Annotated in this window: 20 protein-coding genes; 11 read left to right on the top strand and 9 right to left on the bottom strand. The window is 51.4% G+C overall.

Features of this window, described 5'->3' with window-relative positions; all coding sequences use genetic code 11:
* Window positions 1-117: 117 nt before the first annotated feature.
* From J4728_RS06070 to preA, 8 genes are all read left to right on the top strand, one after another.
* Entirely contained in the window at window positions 118-1,026 is a 909-nt protein-coding gene (locus tag J4728_RS06070) for a LysR substrate-binding domain-containing protein (RefSeq protein ID WP_000024658.1), read from the top strand.
* Between the two features lie 131 nt (window positions 1,027-1,157).
* On the top strand, window positions 1,158-1,556 hold the full coding sequence (locus tag J4728_RS06065) for a CidA/LrgA family protein (protein ID WP_000045719.1): 399 nt from the start codon (window positions 1,158-1,160) through the stop codon (window positions 1,554-1,556).
* Window positions 1,553-2,248: a CidB/LrgB family autolysis modulator gene (locus tag J4728_RS06060; RefSeq protein ID WP_000989296.1), complete on the top strand. Its 696-nt coding sequence runs from the start codon at window positions 1,553-1,555 to the stop codon at window positions 2,246-2,248. The genes J4728_RS06065 and J4728_RS06060 overlap by 4 nt, the downstream gene beginning before the upstream one ends.
* A 153-nt stretch (window positions 2,249-2,401) precedes the next feature.
* The gene (cdd, locus tag J4728_RS06055) at window positions 2,402-3,286 is read left to right on the top strand and encodes a cytidine deaminase (protein WP_000553526.1); all 885 of its coding nucleotides are present in this window, start codon (window positions 2,402-2,404) and stop codon (window positions 3,284-3,286) included.
* Between the two features lie 176 nt (window positions 3,287-3,462).
* Entirely contained in the window at window positions 3,463-4,182 is a 720-nt protein-coding gene (gene sanA, locus J4728_RS06050) for an outer membrane permeability protein SanA (protein WP_000920081.1), read from the top strand.
* Window positions 4,179-4,424: a DUF2542 family protein gene (locus tag J4728_RS06045; RefSeq protein ID WP_000605187.1), complete on the top strand. Its 246-nt coding sequence runs from the start codon at window positions 4,179-4,181 to the stop codon at window positions 4,422-4,424. The genes sanA and J4728_RS06045 overlap by 4 nt, the downstream gene beginning before the upstream one ends.
* A gap of 204 nt (window positions 4,425-4,628) precedes the next feature.
* On the top strand, window positions 4,629-5,870 hold the full coding sequence (locus J4728_RS06040) for an NAD(P)-dependent oxidoreductase (RefSeq protein ID WP_001136406.1): 1,242 nt from the start codon (window positions 4,629-4,631) through the stop codon (window positions 5,868-5,870).
* On the top strand, window positions 5,864-7,099 hold the full coding sequence (preA, locus tag J4728_RS06035; protein ID WP_000956097.1) for an NAD-dependent dihydropyrimidine dehydrogenase subunit PreA: 1,236 nt from the start codon (window positions 5,864-5,866) through the stop codon (window positions 7,097-7,099). Before J4728_RS06040 ends, preA begins: the two co-directional genes overlap by 7 nt.
* 74 nt (window positions 7,100-7,173) lie before the next feature.
* Here the strand turns inward: preA and mglC are convergent, their stop codons facing one another.
* The 6 genes from mglC to folE all read right to left on the bottom strand — a co-directional run bounded on the left by mglC (window position 7,174) and on the right by folE (window position 14,348).
* The gene (mglC, locus tag J4728_RS06030; protein WP_001275101.1) at window positions 7,174-8,184 is read right to left on the bottom strand and encodes a galactose/methyl galactoside ABC transporter permease MglC; all 1,011 of its coding nucleotides are present in this window, start codon (window positions 8,182-8,184) and stop codon (window positions 7,174-7,176) included.
* 15 nt (window positions 8,185-8,199) lie between these two features.
* Entirely contained in the window at window positions 8,200-9,720 is a 1,521-nt protein-coding gene (gene mglA, locus J4728_RS06025) for a galactose/methyl galactoside ABC transporter ATP-binding protein MglA (RefSeq protein WP_000535908.1), read from the bottom strand.
* Window positions 9,721-9,853: 133 nt separating this feature from the next.
* Window positions 9,854-10,852 (bottom strand): galactose/glucose ABC transporter substrate-binding protein MglB, encoded by a 999-nt coding sequence (mglB, locus tag J4728_RS06020; protein ID WP_208211410.1) that lies wholly within the window; start codon window positions 10,850-10,852, stop codon window positions 9,854-9,856.
* Window positions 10,853-11,350: 498 nt separating this feature from the next.
* A complete protein-coding gene (galS, locus tag J4728_RS06015) occupies window positions 11,351-12,373 on the bottom strand; it encodes an HTH-type transcriptional regulator GalS (RefSeq protein ID WP_208211409.1) in 1,023 nt (340 codons plus the stop codon).
* 149 nt (window positions 12,374-12,522) lie between these two features.
* Entirely contained in the window at window positions 12,523-13,665 is a 1,143-nt protein-coding gene (gene yeiB, locus J4728_RS06010) for a DUF418 domain-containing protein YeiB (RefSeq protein ID WP_001540444.1), read from the bottom strand.
* A gap of 14 nt (window positions 13,666-13,679) precedes the next feature.
* The gene (gene folE, locus J4728_RS06005) at window positions 13,680-14,348 is read right to left on the bottom strand and encodes a GTP cyclohydrolase I FolE (RefSeq protein ID WP_001139611.1); all 669 of its coding nucleotides are present in this window, start codon (window positions 14,346-14,348) and stop codon (window positions 13,680-13,682) included.
* Between the two features lie 329 nt (window positions 14,349-14,677).
* On the opposite strand from folE, the gene fghA reads away from it, so the two are divergent.
* Window positions 14,678-15,535 carry an S-formylglutathione hydrolase gene (gene fghA / locus J4728_RS06000; RefSeq protein ID WP_000425491.1) on the top strand — a complete coding sequence of 286 codons (858 nt, stop codon included), beginning with the start codon at window positions 14,678-14,680 and terminating at the stop codon, window positions 15,533-15,535.
* On the opposite strand, the gene J4728_RS05995 is transcribed toward fghA, so the two are convergent.
* Window positions 15,524-15,913 (bottom strand): helix-turn-helix domain-containing protein, encoded by a 390-nt coding sequence (locus J4728_RS05995; protein ID WP_000876817.1) that lies wholly within the window; start codon window positions 15,911-15,913, stop codon window positions 15,524-15,526. The genes fghA and J4728_RS05995 overlap by 12 nt on opposite strands.
* A gap of 4 nt (window positions 15,914-15,917) precedes the next feature.
* On the bottom strand, window positions 15,918-17,285 hold the full coding sequence (locus tag J4728_RS05990; RefSeq protein WP_001736633.1) for an L-serine ammonia-lyase: 1,368 nt from the start codon (window positions 17,283-17,285) through the stop codon (window positions 15,918-15,920).
* Between the two features lie 216 nt (window positions 17,286-17,501).
* Here J4728_RS05990 and serB point away from each other — a divergent pair, with 216 nt between their 5' ends.
* Both serB and J4728_RS05980 read left to right on the top strand, forming a co-directional pair.
* Entirely contained in the window at window positions 17,502-18,389 is an 888-nt protein-coding gene (gene serB, locus J4728_RS05985; RefSeq protein ID WP_208211408.1) for a phosphoserine phosphatase SerB, read from the top strand.
* A 32-nt stretch (window positions 18,390-18,421) separates the two neighbouring features.
* Window positions 18,422-19,744, top strand: coding sequence for an MFS transporter (locus J4728_RS05980; protein ID WP_208211407.1), 1,323 nt, complete (start codon window positions 18,422-18,424; stop codon window positions 19,742-19,744).
* A 43-nt stretch (window positions 19,745-19,787) separates the two neighbouring features.
* Here J4728_RS05980 and cirA read toward each other — a convergent pair whose 3' ends face one another.
* Window positions 19,788-21,779: a catecholate siderophore receptor CirA gene (gene cirA, locus J4728_RS05975; protein ID WP_208211406.1), complete on the bottom strand. Its 1,992-nt coding sequence runs from the start codon at window positions 21,777-21,779 to the stop codon at window positions 19,788-19,790.
* Between the last annotated feature and the right edge of the window lie 63 nt (window positions 21,780-21,842).

Below are 21,842 nucleotides of genomic sequence, written 5' to 3'. Positions count from 1 at the left end.
CCTCAGTGCAGGGAGATAGATGTTGTTTTTATGTTTGCTATGTTACGAGTTTGTAGAGTGAGCGATAAAATGTACAATGACTTTTCAGGCAGAGACATAACCTGGAGGTTATAGCGAATGGCGAACTGGGCGCAGAAATTAAAATTACATCACCTGCAAACGCTGGTTGCGCTGGGCGAACAGGGCAACCTGACGCACGTCGCCCGGATGATGAATATCTCCCAGCCGGCGCTATCGAAGTGGTTATCTCAACTCGAAGATGAGATAGGCATCACGCTTTTTGAGCGCCACAGTAAAGGACTACGCCCCTCGGAAGGCGGTAAATTACTGCTCCAGCACGCCCAGCGCCTAATTAACGATCTGGAGCGTTCACAGTATGAAATCGCCCGTTTCAAGCAGGGCGGCCTGGTTGGCAGCCTGAAGATCGGCTGTTCGCCCGTGGCGACTGACTGCGTATCACAGGCGATTCTGAGCCTGCTTAACGAAATGCCGACGCTGCATCTGAATATTGAAGAGAAGGTAATGACGCCGCTGCTGCACGATTTGCTTGCCGGTCAGGTGGATGTGGTGGTAGGGCGTGTCGGCGGCCGCGCCCTGCAACTGCCGCTTAATTATCAGGTACTTTATACCGAGCCGGTCTGCTTTGTGGCGCGTCCGCACCATCCGCTGGCCGCGCGAGCGCAGATCGCCTGGAGCGATCTGGCGCACTGGCGATGGATAGTCTGGCCAACCGGCACCCCTATTCGCATCAGTATTGATAACGCCCTCGTCGATAACGGCGTCATGCTCCCGGAAAACACCATTGAGTCAGCGTCAATGAACGTCAGCACCAATTTGCTGCAAAGCAGCGATATGATCTCTATTCTTTCTTTACGGCTGGCGCAACGCTATGCCAGCCAGGGGCAACTGGCGATTTTAAACTTGCCAAAAATTGAGCAAAAAGGCAGCGTAGGGATGTTCTGGCGTAAGAATGAGACGCCGTCTTTGGCCCTGAGTCGCTTTTTGTATTTTTTAGCCCAGGTTTAACGCCGCCGACCAGGGGCATTGCCCGATGTTCCTGCTGTCTATACCCACTATGCTAAGAATTCATGATGTGATCGGTAGCACGTTTTAACGTTTAATTGTATGATGAATCCATCTCATCAAGGGCTTTAAACATGAGTAAGTCACTGAATATTATCTGGCAATATATACGCGCTTTTGTATTGATTTATGCCTGTTTGTACGCAGGCATTTTTCTTGCATCACTGCTTCCTATCACTATTCCCGGCAGCATTATCGGGATGTTAATTCTGTTTGTATTGCTGGCGCTGCAAATTCTGCCGGCAAAGTGGGTTAACCCCGGCTGTTATGTGCTGATTCGTTATATGGCGTTACTGTTTGTGCCGATTGGCGTTGGGGTCATGCAATATTTTGACTTACTGCGCGCGCAATTCGGCCCGGTGGTGGTCTCTTGCGCTATCAGTACGCTGGTCGTTTTTGTGGTCGTAAGCTGGAGTTCACATCTGATACACGGTGAGCGTAAAGTGGTTGGGCAGAAGGGAACGAAAAAATGATGACATATATCTGGTGGTCGTTACCGCTGACGCTGGCGGTATTTTTCGCCGCCCGCAGACTGGCGGCGCATTTTAAAATGCCGTTGCTGAATCCGCTGCTGGTGGCAATGGTAGTCATTATTCCTTTTCTGTTGCTGACCGGTATTCCCTACGAGCACTACTTCAAAGGCAGCGAAGTACTTAACGATCTGCTGCAACCGGCGGTAGTGGCGCTGGCCTATCCCCTTTATGAACAGTTGCACCAGATTCGCGCGCGTTGGAAATCCATTATTAGCATCTGTTTTGTCGGCAGTCTGGTAGCGATGATTACCGGGACATCCGTTGCCTTGCTGATGGGCGCAACGCCTGAAATCGCGGCATCGGTACTGCCTAAATCCGTGACTACGCCTATCGCGATGGCGGTGGGCGGCAGCATCGGCGGCATCCCTGCGATCAGCGCGGTATGCGTAATTTTTGTCGGTATTCTGGGCGCGGTGTTTGGCCACACGCTGTTAAACGCGATGCACATCCGTACTAAGGCCGCACGCGGGCTGGCAATGGGGACCGCCTCACATGCGCTCGGTACTGCGCGCTGCGCCGAGCTGGATTACCAGGAAGGCGCGTTTAGCTCCCTGGCGCTGGTGATCTGCGGCATTATTACCTCGCTGGTAGCGCCCTTTTTGTTTCCGCTCATTCTGGCGGTAATGCGCTAACGACGGGACAAAAGACCGGGTTAAAATTTGCGATACGTCGCGCATTTTTCATTTAAGTTTCACAAGTTGCATAAGCAATGAGATTTAGATCACATATTAAGACATAGCAGGCCCGTAAACTACGGTTCCATTACATTGTTATGAGGCAACGCCATGCATCCACGTTTTCAAACTGCTTTTGCCCAGCTTGCGGATAATTTGCAATCAGCGCTGGCCCCTATCCTGGCGGACCACCATTTTCCCGCCATGCTGACCGCAGAGCAGGTCTCGACGCTTAAAAATACGGCGGGACTGGACGAAGACGCGCTGGCTTTCGCACTGTTACCTCTGGCGGCGGCCTGCGCCCGTACCGATTTGTCCCATTTTAACGTCGGCGCGATTGCGCGCGGCGTTAGCGGCAACTGGTATTTCGGCGCGAATATGGAGTTCCTGGGCGCCACCATGCAACAAACTGTGCATGCTGAACAAAGCGCGATTAGCCACGCCTGGCTACGCGGCGAAAAAGGGCTCGCCGCCGTCACCGTTAACTACACGCCTTGCGGCCACTGTCGCCAGTTTATGAACGAGCTGAACAGCGGTCTGGATCTGCGCATTCATCTGCCGGGCCGCGCGCCGCATACGTTACGCGATTATCTGCCTGACGCTTTCGGGCCAAAAGATCTGGAGATCAAAACGCTGCTGATGGACGAGCAGGATCATGGCTTTACGTTAACGGGCGATACGCTAACGCAAGCGGCGATTACGGCAGCCAATAAGAGCCATATGCCTTATAGCCACTCACCGAGCGGCGTGGCGCTGGAATGTAAAGATGGCCGTATTTTCACCGGCAGCTATGCGGAAAACGCCGCCTTTAACCCTACGCTTCCCCCGCTGCAAGGCGCGCTAAACCTGCTGAGTCTCAATGGCTATGACTATGCGGATATTCAGCGTGCGATTCTGGCGGAAAAAGGCGATGCAGCATTAATTCAATGGGATGCCACCGCCGCAACGCTGAAAGCGTTAGGTTGCCATAATATTGACCGCGTGCTTCTCGGCTAAGCAAATGTGCCGGATAGCGACGCCCTGGCGTCTTATCCGGCCTGACTCTCCTCTCCCGCGACCCGATACAAGGGAAATCATGCTGAAAATCTCCGCAATCAGACGGCGGTTTCTTGCGCTACGTCTTCGGGTACAGTAGCCTGATCGTACTTTCATCCTGGTATCGAGTTTCCTGCATGTTAAAGCGCGTGTTTTACAGCCTGTTGGTCCTGGTAGGCTTGCTGCTGTTGACGGTGCTTGGCCTCGATCGGTGGATGAGCTGGAAAACTGCGCCCTATATCTATGACGAGCTACAGGATCTCCCCTACCGCCAGGTTGGCGTCGTGTTAGGGACAGCCAAATACTATCGCAAGGGTGTCATTAATCAGTACTATCGTTATCGTATCCAGGGCGCGTTAAACGCTTACAATAGCGGTAAAGTCAATTACCTGCTGCTCAGCGGCGACAATGCCCTGCAAAGCTATAACGAACCGATGACCATGCGCAAAGACCTTATCGCGGCGGGCGTCGATCCTGCGGACATTGTGCTTGATTACGCTGGCTTCCGTACGCTTGACTCCATTGTGCGTACCCGCAAAGTGTTTGATACCAACGACTTTATTATCATCACTCAGCGCTTCCACTGCGAACGCGCCTTGTTTATTGCGTTGCATATGGGCATTCAGGCGCAGTGTTACGCGGTACCTTCACCCAAAAATATGCTGACAGTGCGCCTGCGCGAATTTGGCGCCCGCTTTAGTGCGCTGGCGGATCTCTATATTTTTAAACGCGAACCGCGTTTTTTAGGCCCGCTGGTACCTATTCCCACGCAGCATCAGGTGCCGAATGACGCCCAGGGGTATCCGGCAGTTACGCCGGAACAATTGCTTGAACTGGAAAAGAAAAAAGGGAAATGATCATGGATGTACAGACGATATTTGTCATATTAGCCTTTCTGCTACTCCCGCTTTTTTGCTTCCGTGAGGCCTGGAAAGGCTGGCGAACCGGCGCGGTAGATAAAGTTGTCAAAAATGCGCGAAAACCGGTTTATGTCTATCGCCATGCCGATCCCGTACAATATTGGTCTTATCTTTTTCTTTATACCGGTTGCGGTTTTTTATTTACTGGAATGATTATTTATCTTCTTTTTTATCGTTAATCTATTTATTATCCCTTTAAAATTGAGAATAGTTATTATTATGATATAAGGAACAAATGCTGTTTTGCATTCTGGTTTCATTTTTTTGTGAATTCTTTCACAGAATACCCTTCTTTCAATGCTTAGGCTGGCGGTAGATTTTAGATCATTAAAACGCGTTATTTGCGTTTCGCCTTAATTTATTCAAGCATTAAGGAAGATTATATGCCGCAACAAAATTATCTGGATGAACTCACGCCTGGTTTTACGCCATTACTGGCAATAAAAGAGGCTTCACGTTGTTTATTATGTCACGATGCGCCCTGTAGTCAGGCTTGCCCGGCGCAAACCGATCCGGGGAAATTTATTCGTTCTATTTACTTTCGCAATTTTAAAGGCGCAGCGGAAACTATCCGGGAAAATAATGCGCTTGGCGCCGTCTGCGCCAGAGTCTGTCCGACGGAAAAATTATGCCAGCGCGGATGTACACGTTCCGGGATAGATAAACCTATTGATATTGCACGCCTGCAACGTTTTATTACCGATTTTGAACAGCAGACTGCCATGCAGATTTATCAGCCCGGGAGTAAAACACGCGGGAAAGTCGCGATTATTGGCGCGGGTCCGGCAGGTTTGCAGGCAAGCGTGACGCTCACGCATTTAGGCTATGACGTCACCATTTACGAAAAACAGCCGCAGCCCGGCGGATGGCTGCGTCACGGCATCCCGGCATTTCGTCTGCCGCAAAGCGTACTCGATCAGGAAATTGCCCGCATTGTAGAAATGGGCGTCAATATTAAATGTAATTGTGAGGTGGGCGGGTCGCTATCGCTTGCACAACTCAAAGCCGAATATCGCGCCGTGCTGATGACCGTCGGGATGTCCTGTGGATCTGATTTACCGTTATTTGAGCAAGCCAGTCACGTAGAGATTGCCGTTGATTTTTTACAGCGCGCCCGTCAGGCCGACGGCGATATTAGCGTTCCGCGTAGCGCATTAATTATTGGCGGCGGCGACGTAGCGATGGATGTCGCCAGTACGTTAAAAATTCTCGGCTGCCCTTCCGTCACCTGCGTGGCGCGGGAAGAATTAGCCCAATTTCCCGCCAGCGAAAAAGAATTTACCAGCACGCAGGCATTAGGCGTATCGATTATTGATGGTTTTACGCCTGTCGCCGTCAGCGGAAATAAAGTGACCTTCCACCATGTACGCCACTCAGGAGAACTGACGCTGGAAGCGGAAAATATTATTCTGGCCGTAGGGCAGCACGCGCGACTGGATACCTTTGCGGAGATAAAAGCGCAGCATAATATTATCGACACGCATAATTATCAAACCGACGACCCGGCGATCTTTGCCGCTGGCGATATTGTTAAAGGTGATAAGACCGTCGTTTATGCGGTAAAAACCGGAAAAGAAGCCGCTCAGGCTATTCATCATTATTTAGAGGAGGCCTGCTCATGTTAACAAAAGATTTGTCTGTTACCTTTTGCGGCGTTAAGTTTCCCAATCCGTTTTGCCTTTCTTCTTCTCCGGTAGGCAATTGTTATGAGATGTGCGCCAAAGCCTATGATACCGGCTGGGGCGGGATCGTTTTTAAAACCATTGGTTTTTTTATTGCCAACGAAGTCTCTCCACGTTTTGACCACCTGACGAAAGAAGATACCGGTTTTATTGGTTTCAAAAACATGGAGCAAATTGCTGAGCATCCGCTGGAAGAGAATCTGGCCGCCATTCGACGGCTAAAACAGGATTATCCGGATAAGGTGCTGATTGCTTCCATCATGGGGGAAAATGAGCAGCAGTGGCAGGAACTGGCGCGTCTGGTTGAAGAAGCCGGCGCGGATATGATTGAGTGTAACTTCTCTTGCCCGCAGATGACCTCGCACGCCATGGGAAGCGATGTAGGGCAAAGCCCGGAACTGGTTGAAAAATACTGCCGCGCCGTAAAACGCGGTTCATCTTTGCCAATGCTGGCGAAAATGACGCCGAATATTGGCGATATGTGTGAAGTCGCGCTGGCCGCCAAACGCGGCGGGGCCGACGGTATCGCCACCATCAACACCGTGAAATCCATTACTAACATCGACCTGAACCGCAAAATCGGGATGCCGGTGGTTAACGGTAAATCCAGTATCTCCGGTTATTCAGGAAAAGCGGTGAAACCCATTGCGCTGCGTTTTATCCAGCAGTTGCGAATGCACCCTGAACTGCGCGATTTCCCGATTAGCGGTATCGGCGGCATTGAAACCTGGGAAGACGCTGCCGAATTTCTGCTGCTGGGCGCGGCGACCCTACAGGTGACGACAGGCATTATGCAATACGGTTACCGCATTGTAGAAGATATGGCGAGCGGCCTCAGCCACTATCTGGCCGATCAGGGATTTGCCTCATTACAGGAGATGATCGGGCTGGCGAATGGCAATATTATCCCGGCGGAAGAGCTGGATCGCAGCTATATCGTCTATCCGCGGATTAATCAGGAGAAATGCGTCGGCTGCGGACGTTGCTATATCTCCTGCTATGACGGCGGTCATCAGGCGATGGAGTGGGATGAACACAGCCGCACGCCGCATTGCAATACGGAAAAATGCGTCGGTTGTCTGCTGTGCGGTCATGTCTGCCCGGTCGCCTGTATTGATTTAGGCGAGGTCAAATTTAAAAAAGGCGAAAAAGAACACGCGTTAACGCTGTAGCTCACGGTATGAAGCCCGGCGCGCAGTTTCACTGCGCCGGGTTATCTGATAAGCAAAGTAATACGTCTGGATAACTACTTCTTACGCGCGTATTTCAGCGAGTCCAGCGCCACGGCGAAAATGATAATGCCGCCTTTGATAATATACTGCCAGTACGGGTTTACCCCGATATAGGTCAGGCCGTAGTTGATGACGGTAAAGATAATGACGCCGGTTACCACGCCGAAGACCGTACCCACTCCGCCGCTAAACGATACGCCCCCGACCACGCATGCGGCAATCGCATCCAGTTCATACATAAAGCCGAGGTTGTTGGTGGCAGAACCAATACGCCCTGCTTCCAGTAAGCCGCCGAAGGCATAAAACACGCCGGAGAGCGCATAAATCATCAGCAGGTTCAGCGCCACGTTTACTCCAGAAACTTTTGCCGCTTCCGGGTTGCCGCCAATAGCAAAAATGTTTTTACCAAAGCGGGTCTTATTCCACAACACCCAGACAAACGCTACCGCAATCAGGGCGTAAAAGGTGATGTAGGAGAGCCGGAAACTGCCCATCGCCACAAAGCCCTGCGCAAAGGTGGAAAAGCCGCTGTCAAAGCCGGAAATGGGCGAAGCGCCGACAAAGTCATAGTAAAGGGAGTTGATTCCATAAACGATAATCATCGTGCCAAGCGTGGTAATAAACGGCGTCACATTCAGGTAAGCAATGATGATGCCGTTCACCAGGCCAATCACCGCGCCAATCGCGCAGACAATCAGGATGACCAGCGCAATCGGCATGGTCGCCATTTCCGGAAACACTTTATTGGCGTTTTCCATTGATTGCAGTAATGTTGCCGCCACGACCGCCGCCAGCCCTACCTGACGCCCCGCCGACAGGTCTGTCCCCTGGGTGACGATGAGTCCCGCCACGCCCAGCGCGATAATAATACGTACCGAAGATTGCGTCAGAATATTACTTAAATTCAGCAAACTTAAAAAAGTCGGGTCCTGGAAAATAATAATCGCCAGCAACACTAAAAGAACGACGTAAATTCCGCCCTCTTTCAGCCAGGTCAAAAAGCTTTTCTTGTTTAACGCACTCATAAGGAGCCCCTGATCTTAAAGGTGCAAAGAAGCAAGACGCAAAATTTCGTTTTGCGTTGTTGTTTTAGTATCGACAATGCCGGAAACGAGACCGTTACTCATCACCAGGATACGATCGGTAATCCCTAACAGCTCCGGCATTTCAGAAGAGATAATGATGATCCCCTTGCCTTTTTTCGCCAGTTCCGCAATAAGCTGATAAATTTCAAACTTTGCGCCGACATCAATGCCGCGGGTCGGTTCGTCCAGCATTAATATTTCCGGCTGCGTTAATAGCCAGCGACCAATGATCACCTTTTGCTGATTGCCGCCGGAAAGCGAACCAATTTGCGTGCGATGCCCCGGCGTTTTTACCCGCATGGAATCAATGACCCATTGGGTGTCGCTTTTCATCCGGGAATTATCCAGTAACCCCACTTTATTTTTATAATTACGGATATTCGAAATTAATGAGTTAAATCCGATATCCAGATAGGCGTAAATTCCGGTGGAACGACGCTCTTCCGTCACCAGCGCAAAACCGTGGTTAATCGCTTCGTTCGCAGTGTGATTATTAATTTTCTTGCCATGTAAAGTGATTGTCCCGGACGACTTCTCACGAATGCCAAACAGCGTTTCGACGATATCGGTACGCTTTGCCCCAACCAGACCGGCAATGCCCAGAATTTCGCCCTTGTGCAAATCAAAGGAGACATCGCGAATGGAAGGCTGGCGCAGCGAGGTCAGGTTACGTACCTCCAGAATCACGTCGCCCGGCTTATTTTCTTTATCCGGGAAGCGCTGGTTCAGGGAACGCCCGACCATCATCGCAATGATCTTATCCATATCCAGCCCTTCCAGCGGCTGGGTGGCAATCCACTGACCGTCGCGCAAAATAGTAATTTCATCGCACAATTGAAAAATTTCTTCCATTTTATGCGAGATATAAACAATACCGCAGCCGCGTTCTTTCAGCTTGCGAATAATGGTGAACAGATGATTAACCTCTTTCTCAGTTAACGATGAGGTCGGTTCATCCATAATAACGATCTTAGCGTTATAGGAAAACGCCTTCGCAATTTCGATCATCTGCATTTGCGAAACGGATAACGTTCCCACGCGCGCGCGCGGGTCAATATCGATATCCAGCTCATCAAATATCGCTTTGGTATCCTGGTACATTTTATCCTGGTCGACAAACATACCTTTGGTGGGATAACGCCCCAGCCACATGTTATCCATGACCGAACGTTGTAATACCAGGTTTAACTCTTGGTGTACCATCGAAATCCCATTCTCCAGCGCTTCTTTCGCCGAATGGAAGTCCACTTCTTTTCCCTGAAATACAATGCTGCCGGAGTCTTTTTGATAAATACCGAAAAGACATTTTAATAATGTTGATTTGCCTGCGCCGTTTTCGCCCATTAATGCATGAATAGAGTGCGGACGAACGTTTAAGTTGACATTATCAAGCGCTTTCACGCCGGGAAATGATTTGTTAATGCCACGCATTTCCAACAAATATTCACCCGACGGCGGAGAAATCGTGCTGCCCATAATGATACCCTGTCGGCCTTTTTAATTATGACTATCCGCGCCGGATGGCAAAAGAAATACGTTATCCGGTCTGCGGCGCGTCACCCTTCCACGGTTTCAGGGCGCAACAAAATTGCGCCCACAGACGGAAAAGTTATTTTTGGGTAAATTCGCTCAGATTGTCTTTGTCCACGCCGACATAAGGCACGCGCACGATTTTGTTCTCAATCTTCCAGCTGGAGCCGTCAGCCGCGCCCTTGCCTTCGGCGAGGTTTTTCGCCAGATCGAATGTCGCTTTCGCCTGATTGTTGGCGTCATTCAGTACCGTACCGGCCATCGCGCCCGATTTCACCAGCGCCAGGGCTTCCGGTAACGCATCGACGCCAAAGACCGGAATCGACGATTTATTATGCGCTTTCAGCGCCTCTACCGCGCCCATCGCCATCGCATCGTTATTCGCGATAACCACTTCAATCTTGTTAGCGTTCGGGCCAGACAGCCAGGCATCCATCTTATCTTTTGCCTGCGCGGTATCCCACATAGCGGTGTCTAACGCCAGTTGCTCGGTCTGAATACCTTTATCATTTAACTCTTTCACCACATACGTCGTACGGGCTTCAGCATCCGGGTGCCCCGGCTCGCCTTTCAGCAGAACATACTGAATTTTACCGTCTTTATTCAGATCCCAACCCTGATTCGCCTGCCAGTGTTTGGCAATCAAGTCGCCCTGAATCACACCGGATTCTTTAGAGTCAGTCCCGACATAATACGCCTTGTCATAGCTGTCCAGCGCTTTGCGGGAAGGCTCTTTGTTAAAGAACACCACCGGCACATTTTGCCCGCGCGCTTTCTCAATCACCGTACCGGCGGCTGCCGGGTCGACCAGGTTAATCGCCAGAGCTTTAACCCCTTTCGCCAATAAAACGTCAATTTGATCATTCTGTTTGGACTGATCGTTTTGCGAGTCATTCATCAGTAGCTGAACATCCGGCGCGGATTTGCCATCTTTTTCAATAGCCTTACGCACCACGGACATAAAGTTATCGTCATATTTATAAATCGTCACGCCAATACGAGTATCAGCCGCGTGTGCGTGCGCGCCGAATAACAGACTTGCCATCACGGCAGAAAGGGTCAGTACCTTCTTATTCATGGTAGCTCCGGTTTTATTATGTAGGGTATAGCGTAAAAAAATGCCCGGCTGTTCAGCACGTTAACGCATGTTACTGAACGCCGAAGCGTATTTAGAGCCTATCCCACCAGGCGTTATTGGCGCAGCCAGTTTGGACACGGACAGCGCGCAAAAACCGGAGCGTACACGTAGTACGTGAGGTTTGACTCGCTACGCTCGCCCTTCGGGCCGCTGCTAGCGGCGTTCAAAACGCTAACGCGTTTTGGCGAGCACTGCCCAGGTCCAAAATGGCAAGTAAAATAGCCCTAATGGGATAAGCTCTTATTCAACTCTTTATTTTTGTCCGGTAGTCGCGGGATATTGTGATAACGGTTTTTATAAGCGAAATACCCCAGCAAAACTGACAACTAACTGTTACACATTAGTTACAGTGCGACAAACGTTGTCATCATAGCTATCACAATGTTAATAAACTGTGAATTTACTCACAGATTGAAAACGGTTACATGCGGGGCGTAATCAGTTAGTGATCAGTACCGCATTCTGTCGCCATGCCACCGAATGGCGCCGCACCAGGGTCGGCATAAAGCAGTACGTCGCCGTGATATCCAGCGTGCCTGCGGCCCCCTGTAACGCCAGCTCGGTCGCGATTTTCGCCATAGAAGCAATAGGATAGCGCACGGTAGTCAACTGAGGATCGGTATAACGAGCAATAGGGATATCATCGAAACCGATGACAGACAGATGCAAGGGAATGGCGATGCCGTTATCTTTTAACGCCGTCAGCGCGCCCGCCGCCATGTTATCGTTATAGGCAAATACCGCCGTCAGTTGCAGATTGCGTCCCAGCAACTCAACCATTGCCGACTCGCCGCCCTGCATGTCCGGCGTGCCGGTGCCTATCCAGCTCTCCGACGCAGCAATCCCCTGCTCTTGCAGCGCGTGTAACCACCCTTCTCTGCGCATCGCGTCATCTTCAATACGGTGGCTGGAGGCCAGGTAGCCGATGCGTTGATGTCCATTATTCAGCAACATTCGGGTCGCCATTCTGGCGCCGCTCACATTGTCGAGACAAACACAACGATGCGCATAACCCGGCACGATACGGTTAATCAGCACCATACCGGGGATCTGATCCATAAAGTCGCTCAGCTCGCGATCGGTTAAGGCTTTTGAGTGAACAATCAATGCGTTACAACGCTGACGGATCAAGACTTCAATCGCATGGCGCTCTTTTTCCGCCTCATGATAACTGTTGCCAATGAGAACATATTTCTGGTGCTGCTGCGCGACCAGATCTACGGCTTTCACCAGAGCGCCGAAAAAGGCATCGGAAACATCCATGACCACGACGCCGATGGTGTCGCTCACCTGGGTGGCCAGCGCTTGCGCATTCGCATTTGGCCGATATCCCAGCAGGGTGACGGCCTGCATAACGGCGTCACGGGTGTCGGGACTGACCAACGCGCTGTTATTCAGTACGCGGGAAACGGTCGCTACAGACACGCCAGCCTGGCGCGCTACATCACGAATGGTGATCATATTCACTGCCCTGTTTGAGTTCAAAAATGCTCACAAATGCCCCGTTAACAGGCGGCTATTTTGTCAGCACCCTGCCCAGGACTACGTGAGAAACATCACAGGGATGGAAACGGTTACAGCGATTTTGTTAATGAATGTGATTCAGATCGTTATCTGAGCGATCCTGACGCGCGCAACGTGAGTTGACGCCATAACCACTCGACCGGTCCCTGTCGCCAGAAACGTAGCCAGATGACGGAAAAGAGAAGGTTTATTGCCCATACCGGAACGACAAAGAACAAGAGTTCCAGCCGATTGAATTCCATAAATAAGCCAAACTGATAAAACAGCGTGGTACAGATGATCGTCTGCAGCAGATAATTGGTCAGCGCCATTCGCCCTACGCAGGCAATGGCAAGCGTCAGTCTGCATCGGCTAAGCTGCGGCCAGAAGCCAAACATCAGCGCGGCATAGCCCAGCGTTTGCAACGGCGCGCTCAGTTCGCGCGGCGCCTGCAATAAGAAGGCGCACCAGCGGTACGCCCAGTCCAGCCGCCATTGTAAGATGACCGCAGGCAGGTTGATCATTAGCCCTAACGCCACCAGCAGAGCCCCGGTACGGCGATAGTGCCGCAGACTGTACTGACCTTTCAGCCAGCCGCTACGCATTAGCGCGGCGCCCAGCAGCATCATACCCGCCAGTTGCCAGCCATACTGCGCGCCGAGCGCCAGTAAACTATTCGACAGCATCTCTGCCCGGTTGCTGATAGCCTCCATGCCGCCATTCAGCTTCCAGTATTTTTCATACAATATTGCCGACGCATCCGGCGTCCAGGCGCGGCTGGTTTCGCTACTCGATACCACGCCCAGCAGCAGTAGCACGCCAATCCCGACCAGATAAAGGAGTATGCCAGTATTGAACAGGCTTTTTACCGAAGGCGCGTCGCGTACCAGTCGCCAGCAAATTAACCCGACCAGACCGTAGGCCAGCAGAATGTCGCCGTCCCAAAAGAATAACGCATGGATAAAACCTAACAGTACCAATAGCGTTAAGCGCGACTGAATCCACTGTTTACCACGCGGAAGCAGCATTTGTAGCCCCGCGCCAAACAACAACGCGAACAGAGTAAGAAACTTAGCCTGCGCCACAATATCGAGAATCGCCCAGGACCAGGCGTCTTCGGGAACGATCGCGCCGTACCAGGCGGGATTGAGATAAGCCGCCTTCGGCAATCCAAAGGCGCTAATGTTAAGAAGCAGGATACCGAGGATAGCGACGCCACGTACAAAATCCAGCGTGACATTACGTTCCATCGTCTCCGCCTTAATCATGGATGATGGCGAACGGCACGCAGAAACTCCTGGCGCGTATTCTGGCTGGACTTAAACAATCCGCCCAGCGACGTCGTCGTCGTGGCGCTGGTTGCGTCACGAATACCGCGCGCTTTCACGCAGTAATGCACCGCATCAATCGATACCGCTACATTATTGGTGCCGAGCAAGGTTTGCAGCGCCGTCAGAATTTGTTGGGTCAAACGTTCCTGAACCTGCGGACGCTGGGCGAAGAATTGCACGATGCGGTTAATTTTCGACAGGCCGATCACGGAATCTTTGGGGATATACGCGACGGTCGCTTTGCCATCAATGGTCACGAAGTGATGTTCACAGGTGCTGGTCAGCGTGATATCGCGGACGGTGACCATTTCATCCACCTTCATTTTATTTTCAATGAGGGTAATTTTCGGGAAATTGGCATAGTCGAGGCCGGCGAAAATCTCGTCAACGTACATCTTAGCGATACGATGCGGCGTTTCCATCAGACTGTCATCGCTCAAATCGAGATTCAGCAACTGCATAATCTCAGTCATATGCCCTGCGATAAGACTTTTTCGCGTTTCATTATCCAGTTCATCCATAGGCGGGCGCAGCGGCGTTTCCAGCCCCCGGGCAACCAGCGCGTCATGAACCAGGGCCGCTTCTTTACTGAGTGATGGCATTAATCGTGTTCTCCTGCAGGTGTGGCGCCTCTGCCCTGCATGGGGCAAAGTTTGTCAATATTGTGACAGTGTGATTATTGTGCGTGAGGTAGCGCACATAATCCAGTATTCACGCCCATAATTGTTGAAATTGTCGCTGCCTTTCATGACATCTTTTCCGGTGCGAGAATGCTGGCAGGACAAAGGGCATATTTGTTAACGCAACGTTATTTAAATGATGAAGCATGTTTATGTATTACGGAAGTGAAAGTTACTCACAACGCGGTGAATAATCTGTATTATGAAGAATCTGCATACCTTATCAGGTTCACTATAAAAGGAGCCCCCGCATGGAAATGCTCGAAGAGCACCGATGTTTTGGCGGCTGGCAGCAGCGCTGGCGTCATCATGCCGCCACGCTAAACTGCGCCATGACATTCAGCATTTTTCTTCCGCCGACTCAGGATAATGAACCGCCTCCGGTACTGTACTGGTTGTCCGGGTTGACCTGCAATGATGAGAATTTTACCACCAAAGCAGGCGCGCAGCGTATCGCAGCAGAACTGGGCATTGTATTGGTGATGCCGGATACCAGTCCACGCGGTGAACAGGTCGCCGACGATAGCGGATACGATTTAGGCCACGGCGCCGGGTTTTATCTCAATGCCACACAGCCGCCCTGGGCCAGCCATTATCGCATGTACGATTACCTGCGCGATGAGCTTCCGGCGCTTATCCAGACACAGTTTAACGTCAGCGACCGTTGCGCCATCAGCGGGCACTCGATGGGCGGCCACGGCGCATTAATCATGGCGCTGAAAAATCCGGGCAAATACACCAGCGTCTCTGCTTTTGCGCCTATCGTCAACCCCAGCCGCGTGCCGTGGGGAATCAAAGCGCTTACCGCTTATCTCGGCGAAGATGAATCAGCCTGGACTGAGTGGGATAGCTGCGAATTAATGCTGGCCAGCCAGCCGCAGGACGCCATTCCTGTGCTCATCGATCAGGGCGACAGCGATCAATTCCTCGCCGATCAACTTCAGCCCGCCGTACTGGCGGAAGCCGCGCGGCAAACCACCTGGCCGATGACGCTACGAATCCAGCCTGGCTACGATCATAGCTATTATTTTATTGCGTCCTTCATCGAGGACCATCTGCGCTTTCATGCCCGGTATTTACGGGACGAGCGTGAGACGTCACCAACATAATGAATTTTCCAGCGCCGCGCTGTAATTCACCTCCTCCGACTGCGGCGCGGAAGATTTATTATTTAAATCCGCGGCCTGCTGGCGTACCTGAAGGCGGCCGCTGCCCTCTCCACCTTCATAACTTTCGTGAAAATTACGCAGCTCGGATTCAAACAGCACCGCATCAAGATTATGCAACTTATCCAGCGCCCGCAGGAGAGAAATTAACGTATCAAGATTGAGCCCTCCCCCCTTCTCGATACGCTTGATGGTGGCGATGCCAACGTGCGCGCGATCGGCAAGCTGCTGCTGGGTCATCGAAAGAGACAGACGCGTCTCCTTTAAGCGGGCGCACAACGACAGGATAATCTCGTCGTTATTCATCGTATTGTATTTCACGCTGTTACCCTCTCTTGCGCGGCTGAATTTTCCCCAGCGAACCATGATACGTTTCACGGTATTTAGCGCTCATGTCTTTACCGGTCTCGTACATCGCAGCAATGATCTCATCGAGCGAAATACAGGGTTCGCTTACGCGACTCATCGCCATCGTCGCCGCGTTTATCGCTTTCACGGCAGAGATGGCATTTCTCTCTATGCAGGGAATTTGTACCTGCCCGCCCAGCGGATCGCAGGTCAATCCCAGATGATGTTCCATGGCAATTTCAGCGGCGCTCAGCGTTTGCTCCACGGATGCGCCCATCAGTTCAGCCAGGCCCGCCGCCGCCATTGAGCACGCCACGCCGATTTCCCCCTGACAGCCAACTTCAGATCCCAGAATAGAGGCGTTTTGTTTAAACAATATCGCGATAGCGGCAGCGGTCAGGAAGAAACGGGTCAGAGCACCGGGCTCCAGCGGCGTGACAAATTTATCATACCAGCAGAGCGCTGCCGGAATGATGCCGCACGCGCCATTGGTTGGCGCGGTAACAATCTGTCCGCCGCTGGCATTTTCTTCGCTTACCGCAATCGCGAAGGCATTGACCCAGTTCAGCGCGGTTAAAAAATCGCTGGCGGAGCGGTTAGCCTGTAACGTCTTATGTAACGCACAGGCGCGCCGCGGTACCTGATAGGGACCGGGTAATACCCCCTCAGTATGCAGGCCGCGATAAACCGCCTGCTGCATCACGTCCCATATTTGCGCCAGATAATTCTGCAACATCTGTGGCGAGTGGCGGCACAGCTCATTTTTCATCATCAGCGCCGCCACGGACAGGCCATTACGTCGGCACAGCGCCAGCAACTGCGCGGCATGACTAAATTCAAAGGGCGACACTGTACGCAAAGGAAGCGATGGCGTCAGCGGCTCGCCATGTTTGCGAACCTGTCCGGCGCCGGTCGAAAACCAGGTCTCTTCATACACCGTGAAATAATCATCTCTGGCGCGAAACGTCATGGCATAAGGATGGCCTGGATGCGCCTGGTGATTGGCGATAATCTTGACTTTTATCGTGATTCCGCCCGCGTCGGAGAGCGGGAGTTCGATTTTGTTTTCATTTTCCGCACGCTTAATCACCGCCATATGCGAACGGAGATCGACATTCTCCGGCTGGCAACCCAGCAGCCCAAGATAAAGGGCGGTATCCACATTGTGGCACTTGCGGCTTAACGATAACGCGCCATACAGCTCGATTTCAATTTCCCGAATTAGCGGCAACGTCTCTTGTTCTCTGAGCAATGAAATAAAGTGACAGGCGGCGCGCATCGGCCCTACGGTACGTGAGCTGGATGGACCTATTACTATTTTGAATATATCAAGGCAACTCTCCATCGTTATATCAATCCTTTCAGTGTCATTCGCGTTCAGTAATAAATAACATCCTCGCACAGTTGGCATATCAAAAGTGATACCTTTTGTGTCTGAACTTTACCTGGTATCAAAAACAACGCTTTTTTAGCCCTTTTCTGGCTGTGATATCTGTGATAGCACGAGATTCCACACCACAAAAGAGCCATTATAATACCCGTAAATTAAGGGAGTTATCATATGAGCATTATTTATTTTATTACTACACAGGATATCGATACGTTTCAGAAAAAATTACAGGAAACGTTATTTAATGCCGTCACCATGCCGTTTCCGCTATTATTTGATAAACGTTATGCCGCGCTTATCAATACCGCTTATTTAAAGCTTACGCTGCCAGCGGAATGTCTGACGCCTGAATTTTATCGCTATTTACGCGAACTCTCATTGCAATGGCAGTTTGATTTTTTTATTAAGCCGCAGCCACTGCCTGCTAACGGTATTATCGCGTTTGATATGGACTCGACATTTATTGCGGAAGAAGGCGTGGATGAAATTGCCCGCGAGCTTGGCATGTCGACGCAAATCACCGCCATTACCCAACAGGCGATGGAGGGCAAGCTTGATTTTAACGCCAGTTTTACCCGACGTATCGGAATGTTGAAAGGCACACCGAAAGCAGTGCTGAACGCCGTATGCGATCGCATGACCCTTTCGCCAGGCCTGTTAACTATTCTGCCAGTCATCAAGGCCAAAGGATTTAAAATCGCGATTATCTCCGGGGGACTGGATATATTCACCCAGCGTCTAAAAGAACGGTATCAACTGGATTATGCCTTTTCGAATACGGTTGAAATACGCGATAACGTTCTGACGGATAACATTACCTTGCCGATTATGAATGCCGCAAACAAAAAACAGACGCTGGTTGATCTGGCTGCCCGGTTAAATATTGCCACGGAGAATATTATTGCCTGCGGTGATGGCGCCAACGATCTGCCGATGTTAGAACATGCTGGCACCGGTATTGCCTGGAAGGCGAAGCCGGTTGTACGGGAAAAAATCCACCATCAAATTAATTATCACGGTTTCGAATTGCTTCTTTTTTTTATTGAAGATGAATTATAACGCGACTCACCTCGCCGGAAGGGAATTTTAAAATGAGTATAAAAACATTTATTTTCAGCCAGCCCGATAAGCCGATTGTAAAAGAGAAAAAAGAGATAGACCAGACCTATAAAAAATTTCGTTTTGAGATTATCGCCTCGGTCTTTATCTCTTATGCCGTCTTTTATCTTACCCGTAAAAACTTCTCCGCCGCGATGCCGGCCATGCTGACGGAAACGTCGCTGACCGCAGAAGACTTCGCCATTATGTCTTCTATTTTTTACATTCTTTATGGCGCGATGAAGTTTGTCGGCGGGATGCTGGTCGATAAAATTAACCCGAAAGCCATGACCGGCCCGGTGCCGATTGGCGTGGGGATTGTAAATATTCTGTTCGGCTTTTCCGACAGCGTGGCGGCATTCTACGTGCTGTACAGTCTCAACGCGATATTACAGGGCACCAGCTTTCCGCCGATGGCGAAAATTATGGCCTCGTGGTTTTCGAAAAACGAACGGGGACGCTGGTGGGCTATCGTTGAAGCGGCGCACAATATCGGCGGCAGCCTCGCGCCGCTGCTGACCAGTTTTGCTATCGCCTTTAGCGGTAGCTGGAAAATGGGGTTTTATGTTCCCGGCGCCATTTCGCTGCTGATGGGGATAGTGGCGCTATTTACCATTAAAGATCGTCCCGGTACGTTAGGTTTGCCCAACGTGGGGCAGTGGCGTAACGACCCGACGGAACTGGCCCAGGTCAAGGCCAGCCCGGTCAACCTGAGCTTCTGGCAGATTTTTGTAAAATATATCCTGACCAATCCACTAGTATGGATCATTATTATCGGCGATATGTCAGTTTATATTGCGCGCACTATTCTTAACGACTGGCCGCAGATTTACTATTCGCAGGTTCACGGCTGGAGTCTGATAAAAGCGAACTCGATTATTTCCTGGTTTGAGGCGGGCGGACTGGCAGGTGGGTTGCTGGCAGGCTACTTGTCTGACTTTATGTTCAAAAGTAACCGCTGGATGACCGGATTAATCTTCGCGTTGGCGCTGTGCATATGCATCGTGCTGGTGCCGCTGGTTCAGGATACCTCTTACACCCTCACCGCGATTCTGTTCACCATCATGGGCTTCGCCTTATACGGACCGCATATGCTTTTTGCCGTCGGCTGTCTGGATGTGACCCATAAGGATGCGGCGGGATCGATTACCGGCTTTCGGGGATTGTTCAGCTATGTCGGCGCGGCAATGGCCGGTGTGCCGGTAATTATGGTGAAAAATAGCTGGGCGTGGTCGGGCGTTTATATCTATGCGTTAATCGCCATTCTGCTAACGACTCTGTCGCTGGCGTTGCTCTCCAGGCTACATCGGTTATAACATTCTGGCGATAGCGGCAAAACGCGGCTGTCGCCAGTCTCTGTCAGAAACGGTAATCCACCGCCATAAAGTAACGACGTCCGTCTTCGGTATAACCGTAGTCGTCGCGTTTGAGATCTTTATCGCCCACGTTCAGAACGCCCGCACGCAGTTTAACGTTTTTCGTCGCCTGCCATGCCGCGCCGGTATCCCAGACCACGTACCCGCCCGGCGTTTTCGCTGTTGCGCTGTCGGCCCGCTTACGCCCGGTATAATTCCCTGATACGTAGAATGACCAGTCTTCGAGCTGCACCGGTTTCCAGTCCAGCGTACCGTTCGCGGTGTGGAACGGCAGATCGGAAAGCGGCTTGTTCCCGCCATTACTGACGTCGCGTCCGTCGTTATAGGTGTAATTCAACGACAGTTTCCACGCCTCGTTAAACGGAACTTTCAACTCGGTTTCCACGCCCTGAATACGCGCTTTATTCACGTTGTAATAACGGAAGACCGGAACGCGCTGTCCCCGACTGTTGGTTTCGAAACCGACAAAGTTGGAATAGCCGGGCGCGGCGTTAACGTCAGGGGTACGACTAATGCTGATGCGATTGTCCACATCGTTACGGAACGTGGTAACGCTCGCTTCCACGCCCTCCAGTATGCCTTCTTCGCCCCGGTAATAAAGGCCGAGCTCCCAGCTGTCACTGGTTTCAGGTTTCAGATCCGGGCTACCGACAATGCGGCATCCGCCACGGCAGGAGTTGGTCGCCCAGTCCGGACTTAATTGCAATAGCGACGGCGCTTTAAAGGCCGTGGCCCACCCACCTTTCACCGTCAGGGTATCCGTTGCGTTATAGACCAGATAAGCACGCGGGCTCCAGTGATCGCCATAGGTTTCATGGTCATCCATACGAATACCGGTGGTCAGCGCCAGCGGTTCGAAGATGCGCCACTCATCTTCAAGGAACAGAGCATACTGGCTGGCGGAGGTTTTAGTACTGGAACCGCCGGTCAGGTTCACCGCATCGCTCAGTTTATCGTGACGCCATTCGCCGCCGAAGGTGAGGAACTGGTTGACAGACGCTAACGGCAGAACGTATTTCCCGTCAATCGAATTGCTTTCTGACGTGATAGGGCTACTGTTGCCGGGGTTTTTGTTTTCCACTTTTTCGCCGTAGAATTTGAGCTCACTATTGCCGAGATCCCAACGTCCGTTATGGCTCAACGCATAGTTTTGCCGTTCCAGACGGTTTTTATCCAGCGAGTCGGAGTCCCGGTCCTGGCGATCAAAACCGTAGCCTGCGGTAACGTCATGATTTTCGTTTGGTGTCCAGGCAAACTCGACGTTTCCATCCCGGCTGGTAAATCCTTCAATGCGCGGCGTTTCACCCGTAGCGGTGGTGGCGGAACTCTGCTGCTCGTCTTTTTCGCGTTTCGCCAGGCTACCGTAGGCTTTCATTCCCAGCACGCCGTCGATCAGCGGACCGCTGGTAAAGAACTGACCGTTATAGGTATCGCCACGGTCGCGATGTTCCTGAATAGTGGAGTCAACCGTGACGCTGCCGTGCCATTTCTGACCAATTTTTTTGGTGATAATGTTGACCACGCCGCCCAGCGCATCGGAGCCATACAGCGAGGACATGGGGCCACGCACCACTTCAATACGTTCGATAGCGTCAACCGGTATCCAGTTCAGATCAAAATCATTATGGCGGAAGACCGCGTTACGGGAGTTAACGCGCTTACCGTCGATCAGGATCAGCGTATAACTGCTGTCCAGACCACGAATACTCACGCCTTTACGGTTATCCCCTTCGTTAGTGAGCTGTACGCCCGGCACCTCTTTCAGGACATCTTTCAGGTTTTGCACGGGCCTGCGCTGTAAATCTTGCTGGGTAATGACGCTGATACTTGCTGGCGCATCTTTCAGATTTTGTTCGATGGCGGACGCGGTAACGACCATGGTTTCACCATCATCCGTTGCCGCGGCAACCGGCCAGGCCAACGTAACTGCGGACATACAAAGCCCTACCCGAACGAAAGGGTTAAACCTAAACATTCCATTTCTCCATGAGGTAAATACGACAAAAAAATCGGTTATCGCTCACAACGCATTACGTTT

It is taken from the genome of Salmonella sp. 32070601201500089SM, from assembly GCF_017573605.1.
In the GTDB taxonomy this organism is placed as follows: domain Bacteria; phylum Pseudomonadota; class Gammaproteobacteria; order Enterobacterales; family Enterobacteriaceae; genus Salmonella; species Salmonella enterica.
Note: the sequence above shows the minus strand (reverse complement) of the source record. Positions and strands in the feature narration are given on the sequence as shown.

Bases quoted from the DNA above. Each gene is read 5' to 3' on its own strand.
- J4728_RS06070 (WP_000024658.1), top strand. From the start codon at position 118: ATGGCGAACTGGGCGCAGAAATTAAAATTACATCACCTGCAAACGCTG.
- folE (WP_001139611.1), bottom strand. From the start codon at position 14,348: ATGCCATCACTCAGTAAAGAAGCGGCCCTGGTTCATGACGCGCTGGTT.
- preA (WP_000956097.1), top strand. From the start codon at position 5,864: ATGTTAACAAAAGATTTGTCTGTTACCTTTTGCGGCGTTAAGTTTCCC.
- mglC (WP_001275101.1), bottom strand. From the start codon at position 8,184: ATGAGTGCGTTAAACAAGAAAAGCTTTTTGACCTGGCTGAAAGAGGGC.
- J4728_RS06060 (WP_000989296.1), top strand. From the start codon at position 1,553: ATGATGACATATATCTGGTGGTCGTTACCGCTGACGCTGGCGGTATTT.
- galS (WP_208211409.1), bottom strand. From the start codon at position 12,373: ATGATCACCATTCGTGATGTAGCGCGCCAGGCTGGCGTGTCTGTAGCG.
- J4728_RS05990 (WP_001736633.1), bottom strand. From the start codon at position 17,285: ATGGAGAGTTGCCTTGATATATTCAAAATAGTAATAGGTCCATCCAGC.
- yeiB (WP_001540444.1), bottom strand. From the start codon at position 13,665: ATGGAACGTAATGTCACGCTGGATTTTGTACGTGGCGTCGCTATCCTC.
- J4728_RS06045 (WP_000605187.1), top strand. From the start codon at position 4,179: ATGATCATGGATGTACAGACGATATTTGTCATATTAGCCTTTCTGCTA.
- serB (WP_208211408.1), top strand. From the start codon at position 17,502: ATGAGCATTATTTATTTTATTACTACACAGGATATCGATACGTTTCAG.
- J4728_RS05980 (WP_208211407.1), top strand. From the start codon at position 18,422: ATGAGTATAAAAACATTTATTTTCAGCCAGCCCGATAAGCCGATTGTA.
- J4728_RS06065 (WP_000045719.1), top strand. From the start codon at position 1,158: ATGAGTAAGTCACTGAATATTATCTGGCAATATATACGCGCTTTTGTA.
- cdd (WP_000553526.1), top strand. From the start codon at position 2,402: ATGCATCCACGTTTTCAAACTGCTTTTGCCCAGCTTGCGGATAATTTG.
- mglB (WP_208211410.1), bottom strand. From the start codon at position 10,852: ATGAATAAGAAGGTACTGACCCTTTCTGCCGTGATGGCAAGTCTGTTA.
- cirA (WP_208211406.1), bottom strand. From the start codon at position 21,779: ATGTTTAGGTTTAACCCTTTCGTTCGGGTAGGGCTTTGTATGTCCGCA.
- sanA (WP_000920081.1), top strand. From the start codon at position 3,463: ATGTTAAAGCGCGTGTTTTACAGCCTGTTGGTCCTGGTAGGCTTGCTG.
- fghA (WP_000425491.1), top strand. From the start codon at position 14,678: ATGGAAATGCTCGAAGAGCACCGATGTTTTGGCGGCTGGCAGCAGCGC.
- J4728_RS06040 (WP_001136406.1), top strand. From the start codon at position 4,629: ATGCCGCAACAAAATTATCTGGATGAACTCACGCCTGGTTTTACGCCA.
- mglA (WP_000535908.1), bottom strand. From the start codon at position 9,720: ATGGGCAGCACGATTTCTCCGCCGTCGGGTGAATATTTGTTGGAAATG.